General features: G+C 52.0%; 11 protein-coding genes. 7 read left to right on the top strand and 4 right to left on the bottom strand.

Going from position 1 to position 14609, the window contains the following annotated elements; translation table 11 throughout:
• Positions 1–265 precede the first annotated feature (265 nt).
• Both SK54_RS15970 and SK54_RS15965 read left to right on the top strand, forming a co-directional pair.
• Positions 266–1414 carry an MFS transporter gene (locus SK54_RS15970; RefSeq protein ID WP_003858254.1) on the top strand — a complete coding sequence of 383 codons (1149 nt, stop codon included), beginning with the start codon at positions 266–268 and terminating at the stop codon, positions 1412–1414.
• A 122-nt stretch (positions 1415–1536) separates the two neighbouring features.
• On the top strand, positions 1537–2058 hold the full coding sequence (locus tag SK54_RS15965; RefSeq protein WP_017384833.1) for an anti-virulence regulator CigR family protein: 522 nt from the start codon (positions 1537–1539) through the stop codon (positions 2056–2058).
• A 36-nt stretch (positions 2059–2094) separates the two neighbouring features.
• On the opposite strand, the gene pflA is transcribed toward SK54_RS15965, so the two are convergent.
• From pflA to ycaO, 4 genes are all read right to left on the bottom strand, one after another.
• Positions 2095–2835, bottom strand: coding sequence for a pyruvate formate lyase 1-activating protein (pflA, locus tag SK54_RS15960; RefSeq protein WP_003858250.1), 741 nt, complete (start codon positions 2833–2835; stop codon positions 2095–2097).
• A 203-nt stretch (positions 2836–3038) separates the two neighbouring features.
• Entirely contained in the window at positions 3039–5321 is a 2283-nt protein-coding gene (gene pflB / locus SK54_RS15955) for a formate C-acetyltransferase (RefSeq protein ID WP_015570975.1), read from the bottom strand.
• A 51-nt stretch (positions 5322–5372) separates the two neighbouring features.
• Complete coding sequence (gene focA, locus SK54_RS15950) at positions 5373–6230, bottom strand: formate transporter FocA (protein ID WP_040117452.1); 858 nt, start codon at positions 6228–6230, stop codon at positions 5373–5375.
• A 406-nt stretch (positions 6231–6636) separates the two neighbouring features.
• Positions 6637–8397: a 30S ribosomal protein S12 methylthiotransferase accessory factor YcaO gene (gene ycaO, locus SK54_RS15945; protein WP_023303388.1), complete on the bottom strand. Its 1761-nt coding sequence runs from the start codon at positions 8395–8397 to the stop codon at positions 6637–6639.
• 127 nt (positions 8398–8524) lie between these two features.
• Between ycaO and SK54_RS15940 the strand changes: the two genes are divergently transcribed.
• The 5 genes from SK54_RS15940 to rpsA all read left to right on the top strand — a co-directional run bounded on the left by SK54_RS15940 (position 8525) and on the right by rpsA (position 14474).
• Entirely contained in the window at positions 8525–9217 is a 693-nt protein-coding gene (locus SK54_RS15940; protein ID WP_017693700.1) for a DUF421 domain-containing protein, read from the top strand.
• A 162-nt stretch (positions 9218–9379) separates the two neighbouring features.
• Positions 9380–10468 (top strand): 3-phosphoserine/phosphohydroxythreonine transaminase, encoded by a 1089-nt coding sequence (gene serC, locus SK54_RS15935; protein WP_017384829.1) that lies wholly within the window; start codon positions 9380–9382, stop codon positions 10466–10468.
• Positions 10469–10536: 68 nt separating this feature from the next.
• On the top strand, positions 10537–11820 hold the full coding sequence (aroA, locus tag SK54_RS15930; RefSeq protein WP_017693699.1) for a 3-phosphoshikimate 1-carboxyvinyltransferase: 1284 nt from the start codon (positions 10537–10539) through the stop codon (positions 11818–11820).
• Between the two features lie 185 nt (positions 11821–12005).
• The gene (gene cmk, locus SK54_RS15925) at positions 12006–12689 is read left to right on the top strand and encodes a (d)CMP kinase (RefSeq protein ID WP_015570968.1); all 684 of its coding nucleotides are present in this window, start codon (positions 12006–12008) and stop codon (positions 12687–12689) included.
• A 111-nt stretch (positions 12690–12800) separates the two neighbouring features.
• Positions 12801–14474, top strand: coding sequence for a 30S ribosomal protein S1 (gene rpsA / locus SK54_RS15920; RefSeq protein ID WP_003858235.1), 1674 nt, complete (start codon positions 12801–12803; stop codon positions 14472–14474).
• Positions 14475–14609 lie beyond the last annotated feature (135 nt).

Below are 14609 nucleotides of genomic sequence, written 5' to 3'. Positions count from 1 at the left end.
TTGTTATAAAAAGCCGGGACATAGCGCCCGGCTTTTCTTTTTTCATTCATGAAATTTTTCGACTGATGTTTCGTTGTAAAAATTCCCGGAAATAAATAAAAACAAATAGATAATTAATATCAGTAACAGGCTTTGCATTAGCAGGATGAGTTTTTTAAATCGACAAGGCGCATAACGTGCGTGACGCCTGAACCGGTGGATTGACTTTGTTTTTGCCAGTGGCATGATGCGCACGAAATCTGAACTTCCTCACGGTTTTTAATCCATGACCACCTATACCCGCCCGGTGCTTTTGTTGCTCTGTGGCCTGCTTTTGCTGACCCTGGCGATCGCGGTGTTAAACACACTCGTCCCGCTATGGCTCGCCCATGAAAACTTACCGACCTGGCAGGTGGGTATGGTTAGCTCGTCCTTTTTTACGGGTAATCTGCTGGGCACCTTATTAACGGGCAGCCTTATTAAGCGCTTTGGTTTTAACCGCAGTTATTATCTGGCGTCGCTGATTTTTGCCGTCGGCTGCGCCGGTTTAGGCCTCATGGTCGGCTTCTGGAGCTGGATGGTCTGGCGCTTTATTGCGGGCGTCGGCTGCGCCATGATCTGGGTGGTGGTTGAAAGTGCGCTAATGTGCAGCGGAACGTCCCGTAATCGCGGGCGTCTGCTGGCGGCCTATATGATGGTTTACTACGTCGGTACCGTTCTGGGACAGCTGATGGTCAGCAAACTGCCAACCGACCTGATGAGCGTGCTGCCGTGGGTGACGGGCATGGTTCTGGCGGCGATCCTGCCGCTGCTCTTTACCCGTATTGTGAATCAAAACAGCGAGCATCAGGAAGCTACCCACGTCTGGCCGATGCTGAGACTGCGCCAGGCGCGTCTGGGGGTTAACGGCTGCATTATTTCCGGGATTGTGCTGGGCTCGCTCTATGGCCTGATGCCGCTCTATCTTAACCATCAGGGCGTCAGTGATTCCGGGATCGGTTTCTGGATGGCGGTGATGGTCAGCGCGGGGATTGTCGGCCAGTGGCCGATTGGCCGCCTGGCGGACCGCTTTGGTCGTCTGCTGGTGCTGCGCGTTCAGGTCTTCGTGGTCATCATGGGCTGTCTCGCCATGCTCAGCAACGCCGCAATGGCGCCTGCGCTGTTCATTCTGGGAGCTGCGGGCTTTACGCTCTATCCGGTCGCGATGGCCTGGGCCTGTGAGAAAGTTGAGCATCACCAACTGGTTGCAATGAACCAGGCTTTGTTGCTGAGTTACACCATCGGCAGTTTACTGGGGCCGACTTTTACCGCTATGCTCATGCAAAATTATTCTGACAATCTGCTGTTTATTATGATCGCCAGCGTGTCGTTTATTTATCTGTTAATGCTGCTGCGCAAAGTGGGCGAACATCCAACGCCAGTGGCCCATGCATGACTTATTAAAAGCCTGTCGATGACAGGCTTTTTTGTCCCTGTCACATATAAGACTTTTACTTATTGTGAGTTTTTACTGCCTGGCGATAATTCAAATGAGTTTACCACTAAAAGGCAGCAATCATGTCTACTCGTCGTTTTTCCACTACCGCACTTGCCGTAGTGTTGGCTTTAACGTTTGCAACGGCTCCGGCCATGGCTAATCCTGGAAACGGGAATGGTGGTGGTCACGGAAACGGTGGCGGACAAGGTAATAGCGGCAATCATGGTAACGGGAACGCTGGTAACCATGGTAATAAACACAATAACGGTCAGGATAACCCTGGGAAATCGGATAAGAGCTTTAAAAACAGCAAAGATGTCGGTAATGATGTGGATGCTCGCGTGAGCTTCGATCATGCCCGCCATCTGGCACTGAATTACGGCTTAACGGGCTACGACTCTCTGCCTCCGGGAATTGCGAAAAACCTGGCGCGCGGTAAGCCACTGCCTCCGGGCATTGCGAAGAAAACCGTGCCAGCCGATATGCTGGGTCAGCTTCCTTCCTATCCGGGCTATGAATGGCGCGTAGTAGGTGACGACCTGGTCTTAATTGCGCTGAGTACGGCGATTGTGACTTCCGTTATTAACGGCGTCTTTAAATAGAATATAAAAAGACCCGGTTTTCACCGGGCCTTTTCGTTAATACATGACCTTGTGGCCATACTGCTCAAGAATACCTTTGACGCGCTCCATCGTCTCTTTTTTCGGCGGCTTCACGCCATCGAGTTTGTACTCTTCACCCATCGCCACCCATTTATGTTTACCCAGCTCGTGATAGGGCAGGAGTTCAATTTTCTCCACGTTACCCATATCCCGGGTAAATTCACCCAGACGATGTGCAGAGTCATCATCATCTGACCAGCCCGGCACCACCACGTAGCGGATCCAGGTCTTGACGCCTTTATTGGCAATGTATTTGGCAAATTCCAGCGTACGGTGGTTTGAAACGCCAACCAGATTCTGGTGGATCTCATCGTTCATCTGCTTGAGATCGAGCATCACCAGATCGGTCACTTCAAGCAGTTCATCAATAACCGGATCGTAACGGCGCACAAAGCCGTTGGTGTCGAGGCAGGTATGAATGCCTTCTTTGTGGCAGGCGCGGAACCAGTCGCGCACAAACTCAGCCTGAAGAATGGCTTCACCGCCGGATGCCGTCACGCCACCGCCGGACGCGTTCATGAAGTGGCGATAGGTCACCACCTCTTTCATCAGATCTTCAACGGTGACTTCTTTACCGCCATGGGTGTCCCAGGTGTCACGGTTATGGCAGTACAGGCAGCGCATCAGGCAGCCCTGGAAGAAAGTGATAAAGCGGATCCCCGGGCCATCGACGGTGCCACAGGATTCAAAGGAGTGAATGCGACCAATAATTGACATTGCGGTGATATCTCCGAATTTGGCCCATCCGGGGGCCTATGTAGATGCACAGCTCAAAGGCTATGTCGAGTCTGTTTTGGCTGTTATCCATTAAGTATAGATAGCGGACAAAAGAGACTGATAAAGCGAGGGTGTTAAAAAGGCCCCACTTGCGTGGAGCCTTTATTGTACGCTTTTTAACGCGTGATTTCAGTCAATTCCACTTACATGGACTGAGTGAAAGTACGGGTAATAACGTCCTGCTGCTGTTCTTTCGTCAGGGAGTTAAAACGTACTGCGTAGCCAGATACGCGGATGGTCAGCTGAGGATATTTCTCAGGGTGTTCCATCGCGTCGAGCAGCATTTCACGGTTCATCACGTTCACGTTCAGGTGCTGACCACCTTCGATGGACGCTTCGTGGTGGAAGTAACCATCCATCAGACCCGCCAGGTTAGTTTTACGCACTTCGTCGTCTTTACCCAGCGCGTTTGGCACGATAGAGAAGGTGTAAGAGATACCATCTTTCGCGTAAGCAAACGGCAGTTTAGCAACGGAGGTCAGAGAGGCAACCGCACCTTTCTGGTCACGACCGTGCATTGGGTTAGCACCTGGGCCGAATGGCGCGCCAGCACGACGACCGTCTGGGGTGTTACCGGTTTTCTTACCATACACAACGTTAGAGGTGATGGTCAGAACAGACTGAGTCGGGATAGCGTTACGATAGGTAGTGAGTTTCTGAATTTTCTTCATGAAACGTTCTACCAGGTCAACCGCCATGTCATCAACGCGAGCGTCGTTGTTACCAAACTGCGGATATTCGCCTTCGATTTCGAAGTCGATAGCCAGACCATCTTCGTCACGAATTGGTTTAACTTTCGCATATTTGATTGCAGACAGGGAGTCAGCAGCAACGGACAGACCTGCGATACCACACGCCATGGTGCGAACGACGTCACGGTCGTGCAGCGCCATCAGAGAGGCTTCGTAGCTGTACTTGTCGTGCATGTAGTGGATAACGTTCAGCGCGGTCACGTACTGTTTAGCCAGCCAGTCCATGAAGTGGTCCATGCGCTCCATGACTTCGTCATAGTTCAGCACGTCGCCTTTGATCGGTTCAGACTTAGGACCAACCTGCATTTTCAGTTTTTCATCAACGCCGCCGTTGATTGCGTACAGCATGGTTTTCGCCAGGTTTGCACGCGCACCGAAGAACTGCATTTGCTTACCAACAACCATTGGACTTACGCAGCAAGCGATAGCGTAGTCATCGTTGTTGAAGTCAGGACGCATCAGGTCATCGTTCTCGTATTGCAGAGAAGAGGTGTCGATGGACACTTTAGCGGCGAATTTCTTGAAGTTCAGAGGCAGTTTTTCAGACCACAGAACGGTGATGTTCGGCTCCGGAGAAGGACCCATGGTGTACAGGGTGTTCAGGAAGCGGAAGCTGTTTTTGGTTACCAGAGTACGGCCGTCTACGCCCATACCGCCGATAGATTCGGTTGCCCAGATTGGGTCACCAGAGAACAGCTCATCATATTCTGGGGTACGCAGGAAGCGAACCATACGCAGTTTCATGACCAGGTGGTCAATCATTTCCTGAGCGTCTTGTTCGGTGATTTTGCCTGCTTTCAGGTCACGTTCGATGTACGCATCCAGGAAGGTGGATACGCGGCCGAAGGACATTGCTGCACCGTTCTGAGACTTAACAGCGGCCAGGTAGCCGAAGTAGGTCCACTGGATAGCTTCCTGAGCGTTGGTTGCAGGACCAGAGATATCGCAGCCGTATTTAGCCGCCATCTCTTTGATCTGACCCAGCGCACGGTGCTGTTCAGCGATCTCTTCACGCAGACGGATAGTCGCTTCCAGGTTTACGCCGTTTTCCAGGTCAGACTGGAGAGAGACGAACTGTGCGTATTTGTCTTTCATCAGGAAGTCGATACCGTACAGCGCAACGCGACGGTAGTCACCGATGATACGGCCACGGCCATAGGCATCTGGCAGACCGGTCAGAACGCCAGATTTACGGCAGTTCAGAATGTCTTTGGTGTAAACATCGAATACGCCCTGGTTATGGGTTTTACGGTATTCGGTGAAGATTTTTTTCAGCATTGGGTCCAGCTCGCGGTTATACGCTTTGCAGGAACCTTCAACCATTTTGATACCACCGAACGGGATGATTGCGCGTTTCAGTGGTGCTTCAGTTTGCAGACCAACGATTTTCTCAAGGGCTTTGTTGATGTAGCCAGCATCGTGAGAAGTGATGGTAGAAGCAACGGAGGTGTCAAAATCAACTGGCGCGTGAGTGCGGTTTTCCAGTTTAACGCCTTCCATTACGCTGTCCCACAGCTTGGTGGTTGCGTCAGTCGCACCAGCCAGGAAGGATTCGTCACCTTCATACGGGGTATAGTTTTTCTGAATGAAGTCACGGACGTTGACTTCATTCTGCCAGTCACCTTTCGTAAAACCTTCCCAGGCTGTGGCTAACTTTTCATTAAGCTCGGACATGTAACACCTACCTTCTTAAGTGGATTTTTTATTTACTGCCTGAGACAACCATTAATGATGATCGCCGCCACGCAGGTAAATGACCCAGTATGTCAACCCAACTAACAGACCCCCACCGATAATGTTCCCGATAGTGACGGGGATCAGGTTATCAGTAATGAAGTTCATAATAGTCAGGTGTGAAAAACTTTCCGGGGTTGAACCTACAGCAGTCCAGAACTCCGGGCTTGCAAAGTTGCGGATAACAATACCCATCGGGATCATGAACATATTCGCAATACTGTGCTCAAAGCCGCTGGCAACAAACATCGCAACCGGCAGAACCATAATCATGGCTTTATCCATCAGGCTACGACCAGAGTAGCTCATCCAGACCGCCAGGCAGACCATCAGGTTTGCGAGGATGCCGAGAGCAACAGCTTCGATAAATGTATGGTGCATTTTGTGGTCGGCGGTTTGCAGGACGTTAAGCCCCCAGCCGCCGTTGGCGGTCATATACTCGCCAGAGAGCCACATCAACAGAACAAAGAGCAGACAGCCAATCAGGTTGCCAACGTAAACGTTGAGCCAGTTGCGCCCCAGTTGACCCCAGGTAATTCTTCCGCTGGCTTTTGCCACCACAATCAGCACCGTTGAGGTGAAGAGGTCGGCGCCGCAGATGACGCAGAGAATCAGGCCCAGTGAGAAGCAAATACCACCAATCAGTTTCGCTACGCCGAAAGGCATCCCGGCAGTGCCGGTGGTGGCTGTGATATAGAAGACGAAAGCGATGGAGATGAACACCCCAGCCGTAATGGCCAGAAAGAACGTCGTCATCGGATGTTTCGTGGCTTTGTAGACACCCGCTTCTTCGGCAACTTTCGCCATCGCAGCGGGGAGTAATAGATCAAAAGGGTTGTCAGCTTTCACACTAACTCTCTCTTTATTAAGTCGGCGACGAGATACTAACAAAGCATTATAGAAGAGAAATTGATATAGATCATATCTCGCCTGGCTTATAGGCCCGCAGTGTGTATGGTTTTACAGCAAAAGCGGAGTAAGTATTTGATTATCCGTATAAAAATAAATTTTAAAAGTTATGAAAAGAGTTGAATTTTTTCCTTCAGCCTCCCGTGGAACAGTTAATTAAAATGGAGTATTTATTATAATTAGTAACAGTAAAGCTCAGGTAAGCGTTTTTATATTTACCCGTGATTAACTTAATTATTACAATTAAACGTCATTGCGGAAAAATAAAAAAAAAGGGGCAATGAAATTGCCCCGTAATATAGCTCAGGCGATTGAATACGCCTACAGCCATTAATGTTATATGCGCTTATTTTGACCAGTAAGCGGCTTTTGCCTTCTGCAATTTTTCATACGCATTCAGCAGTGACTGATGCGCCGGGAAGGCTTTCAGATCGCTGTCAACCGCTTGCAGGCCGTAGAATGGTTCTTCACCGCTCAGCGCCGCGCTGGCAGCTTCAACGGCATCCGCACCGTACATACGTACAAAGGCGTTCAGATACTGCAATGGCTCGCGGTCGTCTTCCTGAGAAAGCAGGAGCAGCGTTTGCAGGCAACGGTAATAGTTAGTGCGCTCGGCGGAGAAGACGGACTGGTTAAACTCCATCGTCCACTCGGTCCAGGCCAAAGCCTGATCCAGATCGCCGCCCGCCAGCGCCAGCATCGCTTTCAGCTCGCCGATGCGCAGGGTGTACCAGCCGTTATCTTTTCCGGTCGCCAGACCCAGCAGTTCGCGCACGCGGGTGAAATCATCGTGTCCTTCTTCGTCCAGCTGGGCGATCAGGTTCAGATAATCTTCTTTATCCCACTCGCTGCCTGGCAGGGCCAGCAGGGTTTCACGCAGATGCGCGCCCATGCTGTTGTTCGCCAGCCACAGATCTTCTGCCGGATAAATGTCCGACATACCTGGCACAATAATACGGCACGCGTAAACGCCGAGGTGTTCATAGTCGGCAATGTAAACTTCCTGATCTTCCGCGTTGAAGATCGCCATCAGGGTGGCGAATTCTTCTTCCGTCGTACCGGCAAAGCTCCAGTCCACGAACGGATAGTCCGCGTCCTGTTTGAACATATCCCAGGAGATCAAACCGCTGGAGTCGATGAAGTGTGTTTCGAGGTTGGTGTGCTCGGCGACTTCTTCGTCATCAAAGGTTGGCGGAGTAAAGACATCGAGATCTTTCAGGCTACGACCTTGCAGCAGTTCGGTTACGGTACGCTCCAGCGCCACGCCGAAGTCCGGGTGCGCGCCGAAGGAGGCGAAGCAGGTGCCATTTGCCGGGTTGAACAGTACCACGCAGATAACCGGATATTTGCCGCCCAGAGAGCCGTCATAAGCAAAGATTGGGAAACCTTCTGCTTCCAGTTTGGCGATGGATTCCACCACGCCCGGGTAGCGCGCCAGCACGTCAGCCGGGATCTCCGGCAGGCTGATGGATTCAGCAATAATGCGGTTTTTGATATGACGCTCGAAAACTTCAGACAATCCCTGCACGCGCGCTTCGTTGCGGGTATTACCGGCAGACATGCCGTTAGACACATACAGGTTGCCGACGATGTTCATCGGGATATAAACGGTCTGCTCGTCAGACTGACGGGTGAACGGCAGGGCGCAGATCCCACGATCCTCATTGCCGGATTGCAGGTCGATCAACATGCTGCCGGTCAGTTCGTTTTCCGGATCGTAGAACGCGCGCAGGCGGGCATCGAGAATGCCTTCCGGCAGTTCATCGTTTTCGGTCAGCGGGAACCATTTTTCGTTCGGATAGTGAACGAACGGACCGTTGGCAATAGTTTCGCCCAGCCAGAAGTCGGCGAAGAAGTAGTTGGTGGACAGACGCTCAAAATACTCACCCAGCGCAGAGGCCAGTGCCGCTTTTTTGGTCGCGCCTTTACCGTTGGTAAAGCACAGCGCACAGTCTTTGTCGCGAATATGCACGGACCAGACGTGAGGCACCGGATTCAGCCAGGAGGCTTCTTCGATATTAAAGCCCAGGTCGGTCAGTTTCTGCTGGAAGCGAGCGATGGAATCTTCCAGAGCGGCGTCTTTGCCGGGGATAAACGTTTGAGTCATGGCGTTCACTTTTATCGTACGTAAAGCGCGCAATGATACGGGTTTTGCGTGACGGGTGCTATCTCCGGCGAAAATAAATGGCTGGACTATGCTTATAAGCAGTAACCTACTGTTAAGGCATAAAAAAATGAAAGCTTTCGATCTCCAGCGGATGGCGTTTGATAAAGTCCCTCCTGAGTTTTTAGGCGAAGTAGCGCTGCGCAGCCTGTACACCTTTGTACTCGTTTTCCTGTTTCTGAAAATCACCGGACGTCGCGGCGTGCGGCAGATGTCGCTGTTTGAAGTGCTGATCATCCTGACGCTGGGGTCGGCGGCAGGGGACGTTGCCTTTTATGACGATGTGCCGATGGTGCCGGTCTTTATCGTCTTCGTGACGCTTGCACTGCTGTACCGGCTGGTCATGTGGCTGATGTCGAAAAGTGAGAAACTGGAAGATCTGCTCGAAGGGAAGCCGGTGGTGATTGTCGAAGATGGTCAACTGGCCTGGGAGAATGTGCAAAGCGCCAATATGACGGAGTTTGAGTTCTTTATGGAACTCCGTTTGAGCAGCGTTGAGCAACTGGGGCAGGTGCGTCTGGCGATTATGGAAACGAATGGTCAAATCAGCGTCTATTACTATTCCGACGATGAGGTGAAGCCCGGCCTGTGCATCCTGCCGGATATGCTCATCGAGCGATACAAAACTGTACCTGAAGCGGGCGAGTACGCCTGCATAAAATGTAGTCATGTCGTGGTTATGCAGGCGGGCGATCATCAATTATGCCCCCGCTGTACGAATCCAGAATGGACGAAGGTTAGCCGGGCTAAACGTAACACCTGACAGCGATTTTGTCGGTTTTGTGACAACGGTACGGCAGATTGTATTGTGTGACGAGGGGCACATTTCTTCGGCCATCAGTTTTAGACATTGCGGCGCGTGTCACTGAATGATAAAACCGATATCCACAGTTATAACTTATGGCTTTTAGCGTGGTGAGGGGAAATGGCTCAAGTCTTTAATTTCAGTTCAGGTCCGGCAATGTTACCGGCAGACGTGCTCAAACAGGCTCAACAGGAGCTGTGTGACTGGAACGGTCTGGGTACGTCGGTGATGGAAGTCAGCCACCGGGGTAAAGCGTTTATTCAGGTGGCGGAAGAAGCAGAAAAGGATTTTCGCGATCTGCTGAACATTCCCTCGAACTACAAAGTATTGTTCTGTCATGGCGGTGGACGCGGCCAGTTTGCGGGTATCCCGCTCAATCTACTGGGCGACAAAACCACCGCTGATTACGTTGATGCCGGCTACTGGGCGGCCAGTGCGGTAAAAGAAGCGCACAAATATTGCACGCCGAATGTCATCGATGCCAAAGTGACCGTTGACGGTCTGCGCGCCGTGAAGCCGATGAGTGAGTGGCAGCTTTCTGACAACGCCGCGTATCTTCACTACTGCCCGAACGAAACCATCGACGGTATTGCCATTCACGAAGAGCCAGACTTTGGCGAAAATGTCATTGTGACGGCGGATCTCTCTTCAACCATTCTGTCCACCCCGCTGGATGTCAGCCGCTACGGCGTCATCTACGCGGGTGCCCAGAAAAACATCGGTCCTGCGGGTCTGACTATCGTTATTGTGCGTGAAGACCTGCTGGGGAAAGCCCATAAGTCTTGCCCGTCAATTCTGGATTACACCGTCCTGAACGACAACGATTCCATGTTCAACACCCCACCAACGTTTGCCTGGTATCTCTCCGGCCTGGTCTTCAAATGGCTGAAGCAAAAAGGCGGTGTGGCGCAGATGGATAAGATCAATCAGCAAAAGGCTGAACTGCTGTACGGCGTGATCGACAAGAGCGATTTCTACCGTAACGATGTCGCCAAAACTAACCGTTCGCGCATGAACGTGCCGTTCCAGCTGGCGGACAGCAACCTGGATAATGTGTTCCTGGAAGAGTCCTTCGCGGCGGGTCTGCATGCGCTGAAAGGCCACCGTGTGGTAGGCGGAATGCGCGCCTCTATCTATAACGCCATGCCGCTGGAGGGCGTTAAAGCCCTGACTGATTTCATGATCGACTTCGAACGTCGTCACGGTTAATTGGCTGTTTTTCACCCCCGCAGCGTTCCTGCGGGGTTTTTATTATGTTGAGTTGAGAGTTGAGTTTCATGGAATCCCTGACGTTACAACCTATCGCGCGGGTAGATGGCACCATTAATCTGCCTGGTTCAAAAAGTGTCTCGAACCGCGCTCTGCTGCTGGCAGCTCTGGCAAACGGCACCACCGTCCTCACTAATCTGCTGGACAGCGATGACGTGCGCCATATGCTCAATGCACTGAAAGCGTTGGGCGTTCAGTACGCGCTGTCTGACGATCGTACCCGTTGTGAAGTCACCGGTAACGGCGGCGCGTTACATTCTGCTGAAGCGCTGAAGCTTTTCCTGGGTAACGCCGGTACCGCGATGCGTCCTCTGGCCGCTGCGCTGTGTCTGGGGAGTAACGATATTGTGCTGACCGGTGAGCCGCGAATGAAAGAGCGTCCGATCGGCCATCTGGTGGATGCCCTGCGTCAGGGCGGCGCGCAGATTGATTATCTTGAGCAGGAAAATTACCCGCCCCTGCGTCTGCGCGGGGGATTCACTGGCGGCAATGTTGAGGTTGACGGTAGCGTTTCCAGCCAGTTCCTGACCGCGCTGCTGATGACCGCACCGCTGGCACCACAGGACACCGTCATCAGCATTAAAGGCGACCTGGTTTCTAAGCCGTACATTGATATCACCCTGCACCTGATGAACACCTTTGGTGTTGAGGTGGAAAACCAGTCTTATCAGCGTTTCGTGGTTCGCGGTGGGCAGCAGTACCAGTCGCCGGGCCACTACCTGGTTGAAGGCGATGCTTCATCCGCCTCCTATTTCCTTGCCGCAGGCGCGATTAAAGGCGGTACGGTTAAAGTGACGGGCATTGGCCGCAACAGCGTGCAGGGCGATATCCGTTTTGCTGACGTGCTGGAAAAAATGGGCGCGGTGGTGACCTGGGGCGATGACTTCATCTCCTGCACCCACGGTGAGCTGAACGCCATCGATATGGATATGAACCATATTCCGGATGCGGCGATGACCATTGCCACCGCTGCGCTGTTTGCGAAAGGCACCACCACGCTGCGAAACATTTACAACTGGCGTGTGAAAGAGACGGACCGCCTGTTCGCGATGGCAACCGAGCTGCGTAAAGTGGGGGCCGAGGTAGAAGAGGGCGAAGACTACATTCGCGTCACGCCGCCGGCAAAACTGCAATTTGCAGAAATTGGTACCTACAACGATCACCGCATGGCGATGTGTTTCTCGCTGGTGGCGTTGTCAGATACGCCAGTCACTATCCTTGATCCGAAGTGTACGGCAAAAACGTTCCCGGACTACTTCGAACAGCTGGCGCGCATTAGCACCCTGGCCTGATGATCGTATGCCGCATCACCTGATGCGGCATTTCCTTACGCTTTCTGACACTCATCCTCTTTCATTTCTTCTACACTCTGCTTCAATCATTCCGTAATTTGCACGCAAAGGTAACAGTTGCGCACGTTGGCGCGTATAATGCGCGGCGTTCATGTAAACGGTATGCCTTAATTAAGGAGAAAAAGATGACGGCAATTGCCCCGGTAATCACCATTGATGGGCCAAGTGGCGCAGGGAAAGGTACTCTGTGCAAAGCGATGGCGGAAGCATTGCAATGGCATCTTTTAGATTCGGGAGCAATCTATCGCGTGCTGGCGCTGGCTGCGCTGCATCATCATGTGGATGTTGCGTCTGAAGAAGCGCTGGTACCGCTGGCTGCGCATCTGGATGTGCGCTTTGTCTCGACCGATGGCAACCTTGAAGTGATCCTGGAAGGGGAAGATGTCAGCGGTGAAATCCGTACGCAAGAAGTGGCCAATGCGGCCTCTCAGGTGGCGGCTTTCCCACGCGTTCGTGAAGCGCTGTTACGTCGCCAGCGCGGTTTCCGTGAAGCGCCGGGGCTGATCGCCGACGGCCGCGACATGGGAACCGTGGTATTCCCCGATGCGCCAGTGAAAATTTTCCTTGACGCCTCTTCAGAAGAACGTGCTCAACGCCGCATGCTTCAGTTGCAGGAAAAGGGGTTTAGTGTTAACTTTGATCGCCTTTTATCCGAGATAAAAGAGCGCGATGACCGCGATCGTAACCGCGCCGTCGCACCACTTGTTCCCGCGCAAGACGCATTAGTGCTGGATTCAACCAGTTTAACTATTGAGCAAGTGATTGAAAAAGCGCTACAATATGCGCGCCAAAAACTGGCACTCGCGTAATCGCGACCGATTTAGCAGTACCCCCGCTGCAATGGATTGACGGCGGGTATGTGAAACAACCCCATCCGGCACGGAGCCAGGTGGACGTTAATATTAACCTGAAGATTAAACATGACTGAATCTTTTGCTCAACTGTTTGAAGAATCCTTAAAAGAAATCGAAACCCGTCCGGGTTCCATCGTTCGTGGCGTTGTTGTTGCTATCGACAAAGACGTTGTACTGGTTGACGCCGGTCTGAAATCTGAGTCTGCCATCCCGGCTGAGCAGTTCAAAAACGCCCAGGGCGAGCTGGAAATCCAGGTTGGTGACGAAGTTGACGTTGCTCTGGACGCAGTAGAAGACGGCTTCGGCGAAACCCTGCTGTCTCGTGAGAAAGCTAAACGTCACGAAGCATGGATCACGCTGGAAAAAGCTTACGAAGAAGCTGAAACTGTGGTCGGTGTTATCAACGGCAAAGTTAAAGGTGGCTTCACTGTTGAGCTGAATGGTATTCGTGCGTTCCTGCCAGGTTCTCTGGTAGACGTTCGTCCAGTCCGTGACACCCTGCACCTCGAAGGCAAAGAGCTTGAGTTCAAAGTAATCAAGCTGGACCAGAAGCGTAACAACGTTGTTGTTTCCCGTCGTGCCGTTATCGAATCCGAAAACAGCGCAGAACGCGATCAGCTGCTGGAAAACCTGCAGGAAGGCATGGAAGTCAAAGGTATCGTTAAGAACCTCACTGACTACGGCGCATTCGTTGACCTGGGCGGCGTTGATGGCCTGCTGCACATCACCGACATGGCGTGGAAACGCGTTAAGCACCCAAGCGAAATCGTGAACGTGGGCGACGAAATCACTGTTAAAGTGCTGAAGTTCGACCGCGAGCGTACTCGTGTATCCCTCGGCCTGAAACAGCTGGGCGAAGATCCATGGGTAGCTATCGCTAAGCGTTACCCAGAAGGTACTAAACTGACTGGTCGCGTTACCAACCTGACTGACTACGGCTGCTTCGTTGAAATCGAAGAAGGCGTTGAAGGTCTGGTGCACGTTTCCGAAATGGACTGGACCAACAAAAACATCCACCCATCCAAAGTTGTTAACGTTGGTGATGTAGTGGAAGTGATGGTTCTGGATATCGACGAAGAACGTCGTCGTATCTCCCTGGGCCTGAAGCAGTGCAAAAACAACCCATGGCAGCAGTTCGCGGAAACCCACAACAAGGGCGACCGTGTTGAAGGTAAAATCAAGTCTATCACTGACTTCGGTATCTTCATCGGCCTGGACGGCGGCATCGATGGCCTGGTTCACCTGTCTGACATCTCCTGGAACGTTGCAGGCGAAGAAGCAGTTCGTGAATACAAAAAAGGCGACGAAATCGCAGCAGTTGTTCTGCAAGTTGACGCAGAGCGTGAGCGTATCTCCCTGGGCGTTAAACAGCTCGCAGAAGATCCGTTCAACAACTGGGTTGCACTGAACAAGAAAGGCGCAATCGTAAACGGTAAAGTGACTGCTGTTGACGCTAAAGGCGCAACCGTAGAACTGGCTGACGGCGTTGAAGGTTACCTGCGCGCTTCCGAAGCTTCACGTGACCGCGTTGAAGATGCAACTCTGGTTCTGAGCGTTGGTGACGACGTTGAAGCTAAGTTCACCGGTGTTGACCGTAAGAACCGTGCAATCAGCCTGTCTGTTCGTGCTAAAGACGAAGCTGATGAGAAAGATGCAATCGCAACTGTGAACAAACAGGAAGATGCAAACTTCTCTAACAACGCAATGGCTGAAGCTTTCAAAGCAGCTAAAGGCGAGTAAGTTCAGGTTCGCACCATCATTTGAGCTGTAACGCATTTACAGCGCGAAGGATGGAGAGCAGACTTGACAGATTGCAGGATTCGTCCTGTAATCAATAACAAAGGGCGGCTACGGCCGCCCTTGTTTAATAAGCTG

The sequence above is a fragment of the Enterobacter sp. MGH120 genome, assembly GCF_001037725.1.
Lineage (GTDB): Bacteria > Pseudomonadota > Gammaproteobacteria > Enterobacterales > Enterobacteriaceae > Enterobacter > Enterobacter hormaechei_C.
This window is presented reverse-complemented; position numbering and strand designations above follow the sequence as displayed.

Bases quoted from the DNA above. Each gene is read 5' to 3' on its own strand.
- SK54_RS15940 (WP_017693700.1), top strand. From the start codon at position 8,525: ATGAAAGCTTTCGATCTCCAGCGGATGGCGTTTGATAAAGTCCCTCCT.
- SK54_RS15965 (WP_017384833.1), top strand. From the start codon at position 1,537: ATGTCTACTCGTCGTTTTTCCACTACCGCACTTGCCGTAGTGTTGGCT.
- cmk (WP_015570968.1), top strand. From the start codon at position 12,006: ATGACGGCAATTGCCCCGGTAATCACCATTGATGGGCCAAGTGGCGCA.
- rpsA (WP_003858235.1), top strand. From the start codon at position 12,801: ATGACTGAATCTTTTGCTCAACTGTTTGAAGAATCCTTAAAAGAAATC.
- pflB (WP_015570975.1), bottom strand. From the start codon at position 5,321: ATGTCCGAGCTTAATGAAAAGTTAGCCACAGCCTGGGAAGGTTTTACG.
- aroA (WP_017693699.1), top strand. From the start codon at position 10,537: ATGGAATCCCTGACGTTACAACCTATCGCGCGGGTAGATGGCACCATT.
- SK54_RS15970 (WP_003858254.1), top strand. From the start codon at position 266: ATGACCACCTATACCCGCCCGGTGCTTTTGTTGCTCTGTGGCCTGCTT.
- pflA (WP_003858250.1), bottom strand. From the start codon at position 2,835: ATGTCAATTATTGGTCGCATTCACTCCTTTGAATCCTGTGGCACCGTC.
- ycaO (WP_023303388.1), bottom strand. From the start codon at position 8,397: ATGACTCAAACGTTTATCCCCGGCAAAGACGCCGCTCTGGAAGATTCC.
- serC (WP_017384829.1), top strand. From the start codon at position 9,380: ATGGCTCAAGTCTTTAATTTCAGTTCAGGTCCGGCAATGTTACCGGCA.